17 protein-coding genes are annotated in these 15,667 nt (G+C 51.2%); 11 read left to right on the forward strand and 6 right to left on the reverse strand.

Features of this window, described 5'->3' with window-relative positions:
- Positions 1-8 precede the first annotated feature (8 nt).
- The gene (locus tag IPK01_15475; protein ID MBK7934836.1) at positions 9-611 is read left to right on the forward strand and encodes a TetR/AcrR family transcriptional regulator; all 603 of its coding nucleotides are present in this window, start codon (positions 9-11) and stop codon (positions 609-611) included.
- Positions 612-753: 142 nt separating this feature from the next.
- On the opposite strand, the gene IPK01_15480 is transcribed toward IPK01_15475, so the two are convergent.
- Positions 754-1,212 (reverse strand): hypothetical protein, encoded by a 459-nt coding sequence (locus tag IPK01_15480; GenBank protein MBK7934837.1) that lies wholly within the window; start codon positions 1,210-1,212, stop codon positions 754-756.
- A gap of 232 nt (positions 1,213-1,444) precedes the next feature.
- Between IPK01_15480 and IPK01_15485 the strand changes: the two genes are divergently transcribed.
- The 3 genes from IPK01_15485 to IPK01_15495 all read left to right on the forward strand — a co-directional run bounded on the left by IPK01_15485 (position 1,445) and on the right by IPK01_15495 (position 5,246).
- On the forward strand, positions 1,445-2,116 hold the full coding sequence (locus tag IPK01_15485) for an ATP-binding protein (GenBank protein ID MBK7934838.1): 672 nt from the start codon (positions 1,445-1,447) through the stop codon (positions 2,114-2,116).
- Positions 2,117-2,595: 479 nt separating this feature from the next.
- Entirely contained in the window at positions 2,596-4,134 is a 1,539-nt protein-coding gene (locus tag IPK01_15490; protein MBK7934839.1) for a hypothetical protein, read from the forward strand.
- Positions 4,135-4,163: 29 nt separating this feature from the next.
- Positions 4,164-5,246 (forward strand): tetratricopeptide repeat protein, encoded by a 1,083-nt coding sequence (locus tag IPK01_15495; protein ID MBK7934840.1) that lies wholly within the window; start codon positions 4,164-4,166, stop codon positions 5,244-5,246.
- Positions 5,247-5,257: 11 nt separating this feature from the next.
- Here IPK01_15495 and deoC read toward each other — a convergent pair whose 3' ends face one another.
- Both deoC and IPK01_15505 read right to left on the reverse strand, forming a co-directional pair.
- Entirely contained in the window at positions 5,258-6,115 is an 858-nt protein-coding gene (gene deoC, locus IPK01_15500) for a deoxyribose-phosphate aldolase (GenBank protein MBK7934841.1), read from the reverse strand.
- A gap of 5 nt (positions 6,116-6,120) precedes the next feature.
- Complete coding sequence (locus IPK01_15505) at positions 6,121-6,912, reverse strand: RpiB/LacA/LacB family sugar-phosphate isomerase (GenBank protein ID MBK7934842.1); 792 nt, start codon at positions 6,910-6,912, stop codon at positions 6,121-6,123.
- A 149-nt stretch (positions 6,913-7,061) separates the two neighbouring features.
- On the opposite strand from IPK01_15505, the gene hpt reads away from it, so the two are divergent.
- From hpt to rpmA, 3 genes are all read left to right on the forward strand, one after another.
- Positions 7,062-7,616, forward strand: coding sequence for a hypoxanthine phosphoribosyltransferase (gene hpt / locus IPK01_15510; protein MBK7934843.1), 555 nt, complete (start codon positions 7,062-7,064; stop codon positions 7,614-7,616).
- Between the two features lie 186 nt (positions 7,617-7,802).
- Positions 7,803-8,075, forward strand: a complete 273-nt coding sequence (gene rplU, locus IPK01_15515; protein MBK7934844.1) for a 50S ribosomal protein L21 — start codon at positions 7,803-7,805, stop codon at positions 8,073-8,075.
- 77 nt (positions 8,076-8,152) lie between these two features.
- Positions 8,153-8,452, forward strand: a complete 300-nt coding sequence (rpmA, locus tag IPK01_15520) for a 50S ribosomal protein L27 (protein ID MBK7934845.1) — start codon at positions 8,153-8,155, stop codon at positions 8,450-8,452.
- Between the two features lie 117 nt (positions 8,453-8,569).
- Here the strand turns inward: rpmA and IPK01_15525 are convergent, their stop codons facing one another.
- The 3 genes from IPK01_15525 to IPK01_15535 form a co-directional block, all read right to left on the reverse strand.
- Positions 8,570-9,124 (reverse strand): hypothetical protein, encoded by a 555-nt coding sequence (locus tag IPK01_15525; GenBank protein MBK7934846.1) that lies wholly within the window; start codon positions 9,122-9,124, stop codon positions 8,570-8,572.
- A 124-nt stretch (positions 9,125-9,248) separates the two neighbouring features.
- Complete coding sequence (locus IPK01_15530; protein ID MBK7934847.1) at positions 9,249-9,719, reverse strand: hypothetical protein; 471 nt, start codon at positions 9,717-9,719, stop codon at positions 9,249-9,251.
- 307 nt (positions 9,720-10,026) lie between these two features.
- Positions 10,027-10,497: a hypothetical protein gene (locus tag IPK01_15535; protein ID MBK7934848.1), complete on the reverse strand. Its 471-nt coding sequence runs from the start codon at positions 10,495-10,497 to the stop codon at positions 10,027-10,029.
- Positions 10,498-10,681: 184 nt separating this feature from the next.
- On the opposite strand from IPK01_15535, the gene obgE reads away from it, so the two are divergent.
- The 4 genes from obgE to IPK01_15555 are packed head-to-tail and all read left to right on the forward strand — an operon-like array spanning position 10,682 to position 15,663.
- The gene (obgE, locus tag IPK01_15540; protein MBK7934849.1) at positions 10,682-11,755 is read left to right on the forward strand and encodes a GTPase ObgE; all 1,074 of its coding nucleotides are present in this window, start codon (positions 10,682-10,684) and stop codon (positions 11,753-11,755) included.
- Between the two features lie 5 nt (positions 11,756-11,760).
- Entirely contained in the window at positions 11,761-12,474 is a 714-nt protein-coding gene (nadD, locus tag IPK01_15545; protein MBK7934850.1) for a nicotinate (nicotinamide) nucleotide adenylyltransferase, read from the forward strand.
- Entirely contained in the window at positions 12,474-12,902 is a 429-nt protein-coding gene (gene rsfS, locus IPK01_15550; GenBank protein ID MBK7934851.1) for a ribosome silencing factor, read from the forward strand. The genes nadD and rsfS overlap by 1 nt, the downstream gene beginning before the upstream one ends.
- Before the next feature lie 7 nt (positions 12,903-12,909).
- A complete protein-coding gene (locus tag IPK01_15555; GenBank protein ID MBK7934852.1) occupies positions 12,910-15,663 on the forward strand; it encodes a TonB-dependent receptor in 2,754 nt (917 codons plus the stop codon).
- Positions 15,664-15,667: the final 4 nt, after the last annotated feature.

Consider the following 15,667-nt stretch of genomic DNA (forward strand, 5'->3'; position numbering starts at 1 on the left):
TTCGATCTATGAGAGACACATTTCCCGCAAAAACAACTCGCGAAGCCATCCTCGATGCCACCGACCGCCTATTGGCTCGGAACGGATACAAGAAAATGACGATAGACGAACTCGCCCGCGAGGTCGGCATCGGCAAAGGCAGTATTTATCTGCATTTCAAAAGCAAAGACGAGATCGCACTCGCCCATATTGACCGCATGGTCGAACATATCAAAGAGCGTTTGCACTTCGTCGCCGAGGGCGGCGGAGCACCGGACAAGCGGCTTCGCGAGATGCTGATCCTGCGGGTAATGATCAGGTTTGACAGCGTGCAGCACTATACTAAGAGCCTCAACGAAATACTTGGCTCTCTCAGGGCTCAGCTGCTCGAACGCCGAAAACGTTACTTTAACGAAGAGGCCCGCATAATCGATGCCGTTGTTATCGAGGGCCAGAACGCGGGAATGTTTATCGCCGGCGATTCATTTGACCTTTCGCATACGTTGATCACAGGTTCAAACTCGCTATTGCCCTACAGCCTGAGCGCCATCGAACTTGGAGCTCGCGAGGAGGTCGTCGAGCGTGCGAATAAGCTCGCGAACCTTTTGATCGATGGCTTGCGGGTGCGTTAGGCCGTTCAGAGACGTGTTTAGTAGGAGATCATTTATATGAAAACTATCGTATGGATAGCACGGATCATTGCCGTATTTATTTTGGCGCTGTTTCTGCTTAGAAACATCGCGTCTGTATAAGTACAAGCAGCAATCCCGGTCGTTATCGTTTCCAATAATTTTTGATCTTTAGGTCCAACATCGGGAATGCGCAGTATTCCACATTTCGGCCGGTCTCACGGAGCTTCTCGACCATCTTAATTGCAGCGTCGGCATTTCTTGTGTGGACAATTATCGTCGCGGCACGCTGCATTTCCGGATTCTCATGCAGCCATAGCGCGACCGCATAACCCGTTTGGTGAAAATCATCGTGATCGTTCGATTCGTAATGATGCGGCAACAGGTCGTGATCAAGAAAGATCGCATCATAACTGTCGCCCTTGAGTAATTCCTTTGCTTCCTCGACCGTTTCCGCTATCGCGAGATCATCCCCGTTGAAACGCTTTGTAAACCATCTGTGTCGGCGGTGATCATCATCAAGCAGCATTACGCTGATCGGTGCCCTTTCGGCACTCAGATCTGCAATGCCAAGTCTGATCAAAATACTTCGTAAGAGGCCCATATTCTTGTATTAATCCTACAATATATAATACGCATAAGAGCGACTCCGGACGCAACTTGAATTCGATTTTGCGAATGTTATAATCCATCTGACCAGTTTGGTCAGCAAACCAAAATGCCTCAGCAAAAAGCAAAAGATCACAATCTAAAGGCCGTCCCGCCTCGCTGTTACGCCCGATGTCAGTGATCTTGCCTTGGACAGCAATGTTTGCCGGATCTGCGGCGGTACCGGAATGGAAGTGATCCCCGGGAAAGGCGCACGCAAATGCGAATGCCGAAATACGGTTAACGGCACGGACCCGCTAAAGGCTTCGCGTATTCCCGCCAAGTATCAAAACGCAAGTTTCGAGAGTTTTCTTCTTCTCGACCCACACAAGGAACGGGCACTAAAAAAGGCTTTTGATTTTACAAAACAATACCCAAAAGTCACGCAGGGATTGCTCCTAATGGGTCCGGTCGGCGTTGGCAAGACCCATCTTGCGATCTCGATCCTCAAAGAGTTGATTGAGACCAAGAACTGCCGTTGTTTGTTTTACGAGTTCAATGCTCTATTGAAGGAAATTCAAGGTTCCTACAATCCCGCTACGCAGGCTTCCGAGATGGAGATCTTGTCGCCGATAATGAACGTCGACCTGCTCGTTCTAGACGAACTCGGTGCATCAAAGCCGACCGATTGGGTTCGCGACACGCTCGGACACATCATAAATTCCCGTTATAACAACAACAAATTCACTATCTTCACTACCAATTACCTCGACGAACGTCCAAACGACCGCGACGAAACGCTCGAAGACAGGATCGGCATCCGCACACGCTCACGCCTTTATGAAATGTGCCAGACGGTCGTCATCAAAGGCGATGATTTCCGCCGCACTTTCAACCGCACGGCCGCCGCAAACCGTTAACGCCGCTCATTTCTCAGCGGACCTATCTCACCAGTCCTGCGTGCCGACGCTCGACACCCGAGCCCGATCGAACGCGCAAAAAGGCTTCCTTGAGCAAATAGTTTATGATACACTATTTCATGGATGCAACGTTCGCTGTAAGACAATTTCGTACATTTTTTTGAAAACCGGCGAAAATAACCACGGCAAATACTGTAAATATTGAAAATACACGAATTATCTGTCCCGCCAGGCAGCGGGACAAGAGCGGGACAGCAAGGGACACGTTCTTTCGACCAAATGCAGTAACTATCTGTATAGCAATGATTTACCGAATTGAGAGCGGTTGCTCTGTCCCGGCTGTTTTTTGAAGGCTGGGTCCAACCGTGTTCTGATAGGAGGCCCAAAATGCCAGCAGCCGTTGTGAAAAACTATTGTTTGTCAACGAGAGTGTTTGTTATACTTGTTTTAACGTTTCGCTGGTCGCAATTGACAATGCTATGCTTTCTACCAACACCATTCTCCGTCAGGGCCGTTACCGCATCATCGACCGGTTCGCCTCGAACGCTCCATTCAATCTATATGATGCCTATGACAATCTGCTTGGCAACAAGGTCGTCATCCATGAAACTCTGATCGCTCACGGCAAGGTCGTCACGTCGGCGGAGAGAAATGCCGGGAACGCCGCGTTCGCAACCCGCATCCAGAATCTAAAGGATATCCGCCACGATGGAATTGTCCGCGTTCGCGACGGTTTTGCTGAGATCGACCGGCAATACCTTGTTACCGAGCCGGTCGAGGCCCGTCCATCGCGGCAAGAATTCCTCGATCAGCCGGTTGAGACGATCTCTCGGCTCCTTCTGGCACTGGAACACACGAACACATTGTGCAGCGGCCGCCGGTTGACCGACCTCACACCTTTACATATCAGACGGACATCCGACGGCAATAATCGGCTGTTGTATTTTGGTCCCGCGGACCAAAGACGATCCCGAAGTACCGGCGATCGCGAAGACCTGCCGTACAAACCTCTCGAATCGTTCTGGAGCGGGCTTGATCACGCTTCGCAAAATGTGATCTCAAAGGGATACGACGACTTGTCGCTTGAAACGCTCGGGTCGGCTCCGGACATTCGATCGTCGATCTACGGCCTCGGAGCTTCGATCTACTACATCCTGACCCGATCGGTACCGGTGGACGCATTGGAGCGATCGATCGAGATTATTGATGGAAAACAGGACCCGATCGTCGCCCCGGCACAGGCCGATCCGTCGATCCCAAAGGAACTGTCGGACTTCTTGATCACCTGTCTTCAATTAAAGCGTGAGGATCGATTTCAAACCATCGCCGAAGCTCGAATCGCCTTGGTGGTGATCCCAAAGACCGCGCCAAAAACGTTCGATTCCCCGCTGAAGTCTCAACCTGGTGAACTCGACCTCCTCGAAGTTCCCTCAACAGTCGTCGACACGAAGTTCAAAACTTCGGTCAGCGATGAGGTTTTCACGTCGATCGCCGATACATCGAGGGATGAGGACTTTCTGATCAGTGAACCGGCAGAGATCATCATTCCGGAACGGATCACGAAGTATCACCAGCTGGCTTCGACGCTATTTTCTGAAACAGCCGCACCGTCAATTGGAAGCTCGAATCTGTTTCGAAACGTGTCATTTGCCGTTGCCGGGATCGCTCTCGTGGCAGGGATCGCGTGGGGCGTATTCACATTCGGCCCAAATGAAAGCAAGGCGGCCGAGGCTGAGATAGATACTTCACCCGCAACTGTAAGCGCTGAGCCCGTAGCCCCGGCACCGTCCGTGGAACCGACGGACGTTCCAACCGTTGAACTCCAGAAAATGGCATTCACACCGGACGTACCGGCAAATGAACCCGATATCGGCCCGAATTCCAGGATGAATGGAAAGGCCAGGCCCGTTGTCGCCGAAAACAAGCGGCCGAAACTCTCGGACCCCGCGGCTCCGCAAAAACCGACCGCAAAACCGAAAAAGAGCCTGACGGTCGATGACCTCATTAACGATAACTAATATCGGACACAATGTTTAGGAGTATTCAAATGTCCCTGATCTTCACTCACCGCCGCAGTCGACTTACGCTGATTACGTTGACTTTCTTCATCCTTACGATCCTTTCGTCCGGTTCGTTGTTCGAAACCGTCGGACAGTCGAAGCAACTCAGCCTCGCTGACATCATAATTGCCCTTCGATCAAAAAAAGCTGAGGCCCCGGAAAAGAACAAGATACTTTCGGAGGCGGTCAAGGCTCGCGGAATCACTTTCTCCCTCACGCCCGAGATCGAGAAAGAACTGAGCGGCACCGGTGCATACCCCGAACTGCTTTCCGCTATCAGGGAAAAGGCTCCCGTGATCAAGGAACCGGTCGAGAAAAAGCCGGATGCCGAACAGGTCGCCGCCGTCATGCCCAAACCATCACCGGCTCCACCGAATTTTGACTTTTATTGGGGGCGTGCAAGTTCGGCGATCAAAATGGGTGACATTGACGCAGCGTTACCTGATCTACATCGGGCGATCGAGCTTCGGCCGGGCGATGCACCATCCAGGCTAGCCCGCGGCAATGCCCTTCTCAAACAAGAGAAATACGAAGCTGCAATAATAGATCTTGATAGTTCGATAAAGATCGAACCGAATGCCCCGGCATACCTTGGACGTGCCATGGCAAATGAAAAGCTCGGTCGGGTAGATGCCGCGATCGCTGATTATCAAAACGCGGCAGAACTCGATCCCCAAAACGAAGCAGCGAAGTCGTCGTTCAGCCGGCTCGTTGCGGAAAAGGAAAAGGCGTTGGTGAAACCTTCCGTCGAACCCGAAAAGACAACGCCCGTCACACAACAGGATACCGGCCCGGTCCAGATCGGAGCATTGAATGTATTTGCTTCTCGTCTTGCAACTCCGGTGTATTCAGAGTCTGACCGCCGGCTTGGTTTTCAAGGGAAAGTGACCGTTCAAATATTGCTCGATGAGACCGGAAAGGTGATCTCGGCCGAAGCCAAGACCGGGCCGAAGAATCTTCGCGGCCTGGCCGAGGATGCTGTCAAACGATCGAGATTCAATCCGATTTTGGTCGAAGGCAGGCCGGTCAAGGCCGAGGGATCGATCACTTACAATTTTATCGCTAAGTAGGTTGGGAGATTTTAGTAGGAACTCGCACTAGCCTCAGTCTTTATGCCGCTGGCTTCCTGAGCGATCTTGACACCGACCGACGCACCGATGCGAGTCGCACCGGCCTCGAACATTGCTCGTGCGTCTTCGATTCCTTTGACGCCGCCGGATGCCTTTACGCCAAGAGCCGAACCGACCGTGTGGCGCATCAGCGAAACGTCATTGGCAGTCGCACCGCCTTTTGCAAAACCGGTCGAGGTCTTGACGAAGTCAGCTCCGGCATTCTTCGCGGCCAAACAAGCACGGACCTTTTCTTCGTCGGTAAGCAATGCGGTTTCGATGATCACCTTACAGAGAATTGCATTCTCGTGAGCCGACTCGACCACCGCTCGAATGTCATCTTCGACAAGGCAATCGTCACCCGATTTGAGAGCCCCGATATTTATAACCATGTCAACCTCGCGTGCACCGTTGAAGATGGAGCGTCGAGCTTCATATGCTTTCACATCCGGCAGCGTCGCACCAAGCGGAAATCCGATCACCGTGCAAACCGGCACTCCGCTTCCTTTGAGGAATCCCGCGGCTTTCTTGACCCAGCTTGGATTTACACACACTGACGCGAATCCGAATTCGATGGCTTCGGCGCATAGCTTCTTTATATCCGCTTCTGACGCCTCCGGCTTAAGCAGCGTATGGTCGATCAGACTCGCCCAATCGTGGGCCGTCGCGGTCTCACCGAGCACAATGCCGATCCTTTCGGCACCTGCGTCAACGATCCGTTGAACATCCGCATGACAAAATGTCGCACAATCGTCGTCAGTGCCTAGTTTTGCCAGCACCAGATCCGTGATCTGATCGATCAACTGTTGATAATTACCGTTCTGCTGCATTTAGTTCACCTTCGATATTGCTTTTCGATATTATCGATCTTCCCAACCCGTTTCTTGTGCCTTTCTTCTGATATCTCTGTGGAAACAAATGCATCGACGATCTGCTTGATCTCGTCAAAAGTATTCTGTCCGGAACCAAGGGTCAGAACATTTGCCCCGTTGTGTTCGCGCGAATTCTTGGCGAGTGCGATCGAATAGCATGCGGCCGCTCGAACGTTCGGGACCTTGTTCGCAGTCATCGCGCTGCCGATCCCTGCTCCGTCGATAATGATGCCGATATCGACCTGTTTACCACTAACCGAACGTGCGACGGCATGAGCGAAATCTGGATAATCGACCGCGTCTTCGTTATCCGTTCCAAAATCACGGACATTGATCCCGAGTTCAGTAAGATATCCTTTGAGCTGTTCCTTCATTCTAAATCCGCCATGATCGCCGCCGATCGCTGCGGATCTGACCTTGGACGTATTAAGACGCGAGGTCTTGCGAATGAGTTCGATATTCCTCTCTTTGACGAGATCTTCAGCAAGTGAGGTAAATCGTGCGTTCTCAGAAACTCGGAGCCGCGAGCCGGATTCAAGGCCGCGAAGGTCGTCCTCAGTGATCAACGTCTTTGAAGACTCGTCCCGGTCAAATGCCTTGCCAACCTTGTTCTGAAGTGAATTAACGACCACGTGCTCGATATTGCCTGAGGGTACGACCGTCTGCTCGGATTGAGGCTCGGTGGGGACAGTAGCAAGCACCTGCTCCACCAATGCCCGAATTCGGTCGCGCTTTTCTGTGTTGGAATCGGCCATATCGCGGAAGCCCGGACGTAAAATGGGCTTTATACTCATTCGGAGGGAATTCAACACCCTCACCTTGAAAATCTAACTACGTTTGATAGTATTTCTAAATACAAATTCAATCAACTTACGAGAAAAACATGGCCGCAGAATCAACCCAAATGGCAGCTACCGAATTTACCAATCCAAACCTCGAAGTTCTCTATTCGCAAGATGCGATAAGCACTAGAATATCCGAATTAGGTGCTGCGATTACCTCCGAATATGCAGGTAAAGACTTGGTTCTTGTGGGTGTTCTCAAGGGATCGTGCGTTTTTCTCGCCGACCTGATGCGTGCCATAGACCTTAGTTTGACGATCGATTTTATGTCGGTTTCGAGCTACAAGGACGGAACTCAATCTTCGGGCGACGTCGAGATATTAAAAGATCTAAGCAACTCTATCCGTGATAAGCACGTCCTGATAGTCGAGGATATTGTCGATACTGGATTAACTCTGACTAGACTCGTCGAAATTCTTGGCTCACGGGGATCAGCGTCGATCAAGATCGCCACATTCCTTGACAAACCGGAACCGCGTATTAAAAAAGAGTTGGTAGTCGATTTCACCGGATTCGTGATCCCAAATAAATTTGTCGTTGGCTACGGCCTCGACGCCGCGGGCCGTTATCGAAATTTGCCATTCATTGCGGTGGTAAAGGATCCGTCCGCAGCCTAAATAATTCTATGGGTCGACTTCCAATTCGCAGGACTTTAGCACTTATGGCCCTCCCACAACCTTAGTCCTGAACTTCGAAACTCGAAACACTTCTTCTCCCATTGACCTTCAACTAACTTTTCCGTATAATTTGAGTTTTTCGACTTGTGCAAATAATTGCACGGTCAAACGGGAGCTAACACAATAATGAGTTACGCAATTATCAAAACAGGCGGGAAGCAGTTTGCGGTTGAGAGCGGTATGACACTTCGCGTGCCGACCATCAGCGCTGATGCGGGAAAGAAGGTCGAGATCGACACTCTTCTTGCTGCAGGTGCGGTTGGGGCCGGAACGATCAAGGCTACGGTCGTAAAGCACGGCAAAGGCGACAAGATCATCGTGTTCAAAAAGAAGCGCCGTAAGCAGTACAAACGCAAACAGGGCCACAGACAAGGTTTTACAGAAATTACAATAGATTAGCCGAGGGTTAAGGGAAAAGGGACAAGGGCTATGTTTAGCCTAGGCCCTTATCTCTTGTCACTCGCCACTCAAACAAAATGGCACATAAGAAAGGTGTAGGTTCATCCAGAAACGGCCGCGACTCAAATGCACAGCGGCTTGGTCTCAAGAAATTTGGCGGCGAGCACGTTCTCGGCGGCAACATCATTGCACGTCAACGCGGCACCAAATGGAAGCCCGGCAACAACGTCGGCCGCGGTAAGGACGACACGCTGTTCTCGCTGATCGAGGGCTTTATCAAGTTCGAAGACAAAGGCCGCAAAGGCAAATTCATTAGCGTCTACGCTGCCGGAGCAGCCGAGCTCGCTCCAAAGGTCGCCGCTGACGCAGCTGCGTAATAAACTTTAACTATTAACTTAGAAAGCACACGTCATCAGGCGTGTGCTTTTTCGTTGCGAAATCAGCTATTAGCAAGGGGGCGTCGAATTCGCGAACTGACGACGAAAGATCTCTGTCTATTTCGGCTTCGGAACGACGCTGGGACGATTTGTCTTTTTTTGTTTAGGCGTACTGTTGCCGGATAGACGTTGGCCGCTCCGTTTTCGGGTCGAGTTAACCGAGCCAGTGGTTCCGGAGATATTGGTTCTACTCTCGTTGTGATCTACCGTTTCGGTTCTGGTCTTCTTCGGCGTCGAACGATTGGCTGTTGAGTTGTTGATCGTACGTACTCGTCTGGTTCTGTCGTGGCCCACCCAGTGGGTCTCATCATTCTCAACCTCGATGTCTTGGTTCCGTGGCCTTCGATTTACGCTGGCCGGAGTGCTTTGCGTCGCCGCTGTGCTTGAGCCGGCACTCGCCGGACGAATGCTCGAACCTTCATCTGTTCCGCCGATAAAGGTCTTCACTTTCTTCGGTGTTAGCGGTGTTGTAGGCCTCGGCTTAGCACCTTTCCTGGGCGTAGCCGATGGCGAGATCAGCGTGGCCGCACTCATTTGGTCCGTACCCAACGCATATTCAGTCACAAGGATCGCGGCGATCATAAATGTGAAAACCAAAATTCTTCCCTTCATACAAATCTCCTTATCTATCTTACCGCTTCGTCCGTTCGCCTTTTGACGATCGTACACGGAAATTAGACGGAAAATATACGTTATTTTGCCAAAAGACCGAGTGGATGCGGCGGTATTTAACATTTTATTTCGAAAATAATTTTTTTTCATCTTTCTTTTTCCAAAAAAATCGGCGGGCCCAGAGCAAGCTGTGGAAATCCTCCATTTTCATAACTATTGACCACAAAATACTTGCCACATTTTCCACAATTTTTTCCACAATCCCGCTTAAAAAATATCCACAGATTTTCCACAGAATGCCCGTAAACAAAGGGCAATAGTTAAAGTATTTTCTACTTGACATCAAAAAGAACGGGTGTAAACTGGTTTCACAGTCGAGATTGCTTACGGGTAACTTGACCGGCACCGGGAGGTGGAACGGAGGTGGTGACACACCGTTCGAGGACAGAAGGAGCGGAAAGCCGCTGTCCATGACGCCCGGAGCCGAAGCCGAAAGGCTTGGCTGAGGTCGAACGAAAGGCCGACCAAGTTGTCCGGATAAAAACGGACGACGCCCGAGGGAAATGATCATCCCGAAAGGTGCCCAGTCGCTCACGTTGAAAGACGCGGGCCTCGTTGCCGGGAACGTAACCGGCGGTGGAGGAAAAGCCACCTCAACAAAGACCTAACGGCATCACGGCTTCGAAAGAAGCCACGAAAAGCGAAAGCGGATCGGGTGCTGACCGGAACCGGCTCTCCGCAGAGCGGATTCGGGATACAAAATCGGCGGTTCGAACGTGTACATGCGAGAACTGCCACCCTTACGGCAAGCTTCGGCGGACCGAAAGGGCATAAAAAATAAGGGCGTCGCGATGAGCAATCATCACGACGCCTTTGTTTTTATTTGAGCTCAATTCAGCTGTTTACCAAACGATCTCACCCGTGCTCGTGTCGATCAGATTACGGGTTCGCCCGTTTCCGCGCGTATTTCGCGGTGTCGATGTGCCCGGTACAGCCCAAACGATCTCACCGGTGCTCGTGTCGATCAAGTTGCTCGAACGACCTGCCGTAGACGGTTTGCGGGTAGAACGAACCTCATCAGCCCAGACGACCTCGCCGGTGCTGGTATCGATCAATGAGGACGTTGCACGCGGTGCCTGGACCCATGCGATCAGAGCTCCAAGCTCCTCATCACTGCCCGTAAACGATCTTTCGCCTGACCCGCTCGACGATCGTTGACCGCGATTTGACATCTGCCCTGTCGCGACATCACGCGGCGATTTGATCGACGGCGAACCCTTCCACACAACGATCTCTTTCTGCCCATATGCATCCTGAGAAAAAACGACGCCAAAAACTATGATTGCGATTGCCATGAAATATTTATTTAACATTGCTCTATCTCCTGTATATTTATTTATCTATCAGGCCCGATTGCTTCGAAAAGCCTGTGCGAATAGAGGACGGTGCTAGCCGCTACTTTTGCACAATTATTATTCGATCTCGTTCGCGGCCGCGTCTACGATCAAAAGCCGGTTTGCTTCATTCACCCCGCCAACCTACAATTAAGGGTTACTTATGTTTCTAGACCGCGTAAAAATAAGGATCAAGGCCGGCGACGGCGGCAATGGTGTGACTGCGTTTCGGCGCGAAAAGTTCATTCCTCGAGGCGGGCCATCGGGCGGTGACGGCGGAGTGGGCGGCAGCGTTTGGATGGAAGCGACTGAAGGATTGAACACTCTTCTCCATTTGCGTTACAACCCCGAACACAAGGCGGAACGCGGCCACCACGGCGAAGGCTCGAACCGGTATGGCAAGGACGGAGCAGACCATGTCGTGCGAGTACCGGTCGGTACGCAGGTTTTCGATGCCGAGACCAACGAGTTGCTCTTTGATTTTACCGAGGCCGGACAACGCTATCTCGCGGCGAAAGGCGGCAAAGGCGGCTGGGGCAACTCTCATTTTGCGACACCGACGCGCAGAGCACCAAAATTCCATTACATGGGCCGCCCTGGAAAAGAACGCGAACTTCAGCTCGAATTAAAGCTGATCGCAGATGTTGGCCTCGTCGGTTTTCCGAACGTTGGTAAATCGACATTGATCTCCGTCATTTCGGCGGCAAAACCAAAGATCGCGGATTATCCTTTCACGACACTTGAGCCAAATCTTGGAGTGGTCGACATGGGTGATTTTCGCACTTTTGTCGTTGCCGATATTCCCGGCTTGATCGAGGGAGCATCGGACGGTGCTGGCCTCGGCGACCGTTTTTTGCGGCATGTCGAACGAACCAAGTTGATTCTGCACCTCGTTGACGTTTCCTCACTTTCGGGTCGCGATCCCGTTAAGGACTACGAGATCATCAATCGCGAGTTGACAAATTACGACGCAGAACTTGGCGCTCGGCCGCAGATCGTTGTCGCTACAAAGATCGACGCCCTTGACGACCCAAAGCGCCTCGAGAAGCTCAAGAAGCGTGCTAAAAAGGATGGCAAGGCGTTTTTCGAGATCTCTTCGGTAACGAACGTCGGCGTCAAAGCACTTGTGAATGCCGTTTCAGTATCACTCGACGAATTTAATCGTGACGAAGCTGAGGCAAAGGCGAAAGCTGAGAAGGAACGGCTCGGTGAAATAGCGACCAATGTTGTCGTCTAACAGGAATGGTCAACGAGAACGCACCCACATTAGAGATCGAAGATCGCCGCGTAGCATTTTACGGCGGAAGCTTTGATCCCGTGCATAATGGGCACGTTGCGATCGCTCACGCTCTGATCACTCAATTCAATCTTGACGAATTCGTTTTTATCCCGGCATTTCATGCCCCGCACAAAAAGCGAAAAAAACCTACAAGCTCGTACGACCGCTACGCGATGTTGTGTATTGTAACGGTAAACGATCCAAATATTTCGGTTTCAAAGATAGAGATCGAATTGCCTGAACGGCCTTACTCGGTCGAAACATTGCCCCGGCTCAATTCGCTCTATCCAAGTGACGAGATCTTTTTCGTCATGGGTGCAGACTCATGGATGGACATCACTTCGTGGCGAGAATGGGAAACGGTTTTAAGTCTGACGAATCAGATCGTGGTCACGCGACCGGGTCATCCTATTTCAACCGACCACGTTACCGACGAGATCCGCTCACGAATTGTCGACCTAAGATCAGAAGGGCTACCGTTGAGGAGTGTGTTTTCGCACATTGAACAACGAACGACGAACAACCAACATCGAACGATCTACCTTACCGACTCGGTCAACCTCGACATTTCAGCCACAGAGATACGACAGAAGATCCGCGATCTGGACGGTTCATGGCGGAGCGATGTGCCTGTCGAAGTTGCAAATTATATCGAAAAATATCAGATTTATAACTAATGGAAGAAATTCAAGAAAAATCGCTTCAGCGTGAAGCCGTCAAAATAGAAATCGCCGTTCCGCCGACTCCGTTCGTTGACCTCGACCCCGAAGTTAGACTCGCCATCCAATGTGCCAGTGAAAAAAAGGCGTTCGACTTGGTCGCTCTCGATCTTCGTGACATCGCCAGTTTCACGGAGTTTTTCATAATCGCCAGTGGTGCAAATCAGCGTCAGGTCCAGGCGATCGCAGATGAGATCAATGAACAGCTTAAGAAGCAGTTGAATTCGAATGCCGTCCGGATCGAAGGATATAGTTCCGCCGAATGGGTCTTACTCGATTACGGTGATTTTGTCGTTCATATTTTTGACAAAGACGCCCGGGAATTCTACGATCTGACCCGTCTATGGCACGACGCCAAGAGGGTCTCGTTACCGGCTAACATCTGAGGGATGGATGGATATCAGGAAGACTCTTTTTCTCGTATCGACCCTTGCCCTTTTTTCGTTTGGGGTTTTCGCACAGTCGGCCCGGAGCCTATCAGGACTTGTCAAAGACCCGGCCGATGCGGCGATCAGCGGCGTTGCCGTTTCCCTTTTAAATGCTCAGCAAGTAGTACTGCAAGTCGCAGTTACTGATGCTGACGGAAGATTTAGTTACGAAAATATTCCTCCCGGCACCTACGTCATCCGAGCTGACAGATCCGGCTTCAGCACACAAACCAAATCAGTCAAGATTGATTCACTATCGACAAATATTGATCTGATCTTGGAGATAAGTTCTCCGACAGCGAATGTTACCGTCACTGCGGAAGCAAATACGGCTGAGGACAGGATCAACATACCGGCCGAGATAAATATAATCAACGAAGATACGATATCGAAGCGAACTACGGCTGTTCTCGCTCAGGTTGCAAATGAAGAGCAAGGGGTCTCGCTCCAACGGACAAGCCCGACGATCGGATCCGTATTGGTACGCGGACTGACGGAGGTTGGTGTTTATGTGGACGGCGTACGTTATACAAACTCTACACAGCGTGGCGGCATAAACACTTTTTTTAATTTAAATGAGCCCACAGCGATCCGTTCTGTAGAAATTCAACGAAGTCCGAATACCGCACAGTTCGGCTCCGACGGTCTCGGCGGCAACGTTCAGTTGATTTCGCGACAGCCCGTCTTTGGAATGGGAAAACCCGCCTGGAACGGCGAATATAACAGCTCGTTCAACACTTCCGACCGATCGTTTGGCGGAAACCTCCTTGCAAGCTATGGCTTGAAGCGATTTGGGATTTTGGGCAACATTGTCGCCAGACGCATTAACGATTTGCGGCCAGGAGAGGGGATCGATGGACATTCTGCCGTCACTCGATTTCTGGGGCTACCCTCTGACACGATAGGCAGCACACGCCTGCCCGACACTTCATTTACACAGTATGGAGGCACTCTCCAACTAAGCTTTTCGCCGTCCGACGATCAACATTTTAGTGCCCGATATCAGCGTTCACAGCAGGACGGCGGCAAACGTTACGATCAGCTTCTTGGCGGCGATGGAAATTTGATCGCTGACTTGCGAAACCTAATGCTTGATTTCGGGTACCTGCGTTATTACAAGCAACAGCTAGGCTTCTTTGACAATTTCTCTGGAACATTTTCCTTTAATAGCCAACGCGAAGAACGAATTAACCAAGGCGGCCAAGGCAATCCATTGGCGGCAATTACAAATGACAAGGAACGCACAACGACTTGGGGTGGCAGCTTTTTCCTGGATAAGCAGTTTGCTCGGAACAATTTTCTTTTCGGCGGAGATATTTACCGCGACATTGTCAGTGCCTCTTCGTTTACAACCGAGCCATCTTTGTATGGCCAAGTGACCATCACTCGACCGCGGGTCCCGAACGGTGCAAAATATGACCTTTTCGGACTGTTCGTACAGCATGCGTTTGAGGCAATTCCAAATCGTTTGCGGGTCAGCGGGGCTTTGCGGTACAACGTCGGAGTTTACCGATCGCGCGCCGGAGAAGCTCCCACAGTCAACGGTCAACCGCTGTTCCCTGACGATTCGGGACGATTCGCCGACTTTTCCGGCCGCATCGGCGCGGTTATTACTTTCGTCAAGGGACTCAATGCCACTTTTAATTATTCACGCGGATTTCGTGCTCCAAACACAACCAGTCTTGGGTCACTGGGGCTTGTCGGCGTCGGTTTTCAGGTTTCAGCCTCATCGATCGCACATTTAGGTGCAACGATCGGCACCACCGCTGATGCCACGGCCATTTCGACCGGTATAGCAGTTTCACCGTTGCGGTCTGAGATCAGCAGCAATTACGAAGGCAGCCTGCGTTTTCGGAACATGCGTTTTGAATCAAGCATCACCGGTTTCCTGACCAATTACGAAGACATGATCGTTCGACAGGCGTTGATCTTGCCTCCAGGGGCAGTCGGCACTCAACTCGGTAGTCAGACGATCACGAGTCAGAATGCAAATGGCGCTGTATTTGTCCCGTTGTCCACGTCGCCAGTCTTGGTACAAAGCAATCTTAATAGTTCGCGTCTTTATGGTGCTGAGATCACGGCTGAGTTTAAGATCACATCCGAATGGAAAGTTGGCGGCAATTTCTCATATCTTTATGCCGAAGACAGGGCGACAAAGCTTCCGCCAAATCTTGGCGGTGGCGGAATGCCTCCTGCGATGGGATTTTTTCACGTTCGTTATGATCCCGTTAGTAAGCCGTTTTGGATCGAGGCTTCGACCAATTTCGCCGGAAAGCAGGATCGTCTCTCCTCGCTGGATCTAGCCGACCGGCGAACCGGCGGGGCTCGTTCGCGGGCCCAGGTCCAAAATTTCTTTCGTCGCGGCGCGTGCGTCCGAGGTTTAACGACTCCGGGTTCGAACGGCCAATGCGGGTCGGCCGGCGGAACATTGATCGCATCAGGCGAAACCCTTGCTCAAGTTCAAGACCGCCTACTGCCGATCGGTTCTGTGGTAAACGGAGTACTGATAGTGGACGACAGCACATCCGTTCCGCTTTTTACGTCGATTCCTCAATATACATTGTTCAATCTCCGCGGCGGATATCGTATCAACGAACGTCATCGGATCTCTGTCGATCTTGAAAATATCTCTGACCGGAGAAATCGGCTCCCCGGATGGGGCATCGACGGCCCGGGTCGAAGTCTTCGGGTATCATATCGTTATCAGTTTTCAAGGTAGCCGC

The sequence above is a fragment of the Acidobacteriota bacterium genome, from assembly GCA_016713675.1.
Classification (GTDB): Bacteria; Acidobacteriota; Blastocatellia; order Pyrinomonadales; family Pyrinomonadaceae; genus OLB17.

What these genes read in the sequence shown, in the direction of transcription:
- IPK01_15525 (MBK7934846.1), bottom strand. Translation starts at nt 9,124, where the DNA reads ATGAAGGGAAGAATTTTGGTTTTCACATTTATGATCGCCGCGATCCTT.
- rplU (MBK7934844.1), top strand. Translation starts at nt 7,803, where the DNA reads ATGAGTTACGCAATTATCAAAACAGGCGGGAAGCAGTTTGCGGTTGAG.
- rsfS (MBK7934851.1), top strand. Translation starts at nt 12,474, where the DNA reads ATGGAAGAAATTCAAGAAAAATCGCTTCAGCGTGAAGCCGTCAAAATA.
- hpt (MBK7934843.1), top strand. Translation starts at nt 7,062, where the DNA reads ATGGCAGCTACCGAATTTACCAATCCAAACCTCGAAGTTCTCTATTCG.
- IPK01_15490 (MBK7934839.1), top strand. Translation starts at nt 2,596, where the DNA reads ATGCTTTCTACCAACACCATTCTCCGTCAGGGCCGTTACCGCATCATC.
- deoC (MBK7934841.1), bottom strand. Translation starts at nt 6,115, where the DNA reads ATGCAGCAGAACGGTAATTATCAACAGTTGATCGATCAGATCACGGAT.
- IPK01_15485 (MBK7934838.1), top strand. Translation starts at nt 1,445, where the DNA reads ATGGAAGTGATCCCCGGGAAAGGCGCACGCAAATGCGAATGCCGAAAT.
- IPK01_15555 (MBK7934852.1), top strand. Translation starts at nt 12,910, where the DNA reads ATGGATATCAGGAAGACTCTTTTTCTCGTATCGACCCTTGCCCTTTTT.
- IPK01_15495 (MBK7934840.1), top strand. Translation starts at nt 4,164, where the DNA reads ATGTCCCTGATCTTCACTCACCGCCGCAGTCGACTTACGCTGATTACG.
- IPK01_15535 (MBK7934848.1), bottom strand. Translation starts at nt 10,497, where the DNA reads ATGTTAAATAAATATTTCATGGCAATCGCAATCATAGTTTTTGGCGTC.
- IPK01_15475 (MBK7934836.1), top strand. Translation starts at nt 9, where the DNA reads ATGAGAGACACATTTCCCGCAAAAACAACTCGCGAAGCCATCCTCGAT.
- IPK01_15505 (MBK7934842.1), bottom strand. Translation starts at nt 6,912, where the DNA reads ATGGCCGATTCCAACACAGAAAAGCGCGACCGAATTCGGGCATTGGTG.
- IPK01_15480 (MBK7934837.1), bottom strand. Translation starts at nt 1,212, where the DNA reads ATGGGCCTCTTACGAAGTATTTTGATCAGACTTGGCATTGCAGATCTG.
- obgE (MBK7934849.1), top strand. Translation starts at nt 10,682, where the DNA reads ATGTTTCTAGACCGCGTAAAAATAAGGATCAAGGCCGGCGACGGCGGC.
- nadD (MBK7934850.1), top strand. Translation starts at nt 11,761, where the DNA reads ATGGTCAACGAGAACGCACCCACATTAGAGATCGAAGATCGCCGCGTA.
- rpmA (MBK7934845.1), top strand. Translation starts at nt 8,153, where the DNA reads ATGGCACATAAGAAAGGTGTAGGTTCATCCAGAAACGGCCGCGACTCA.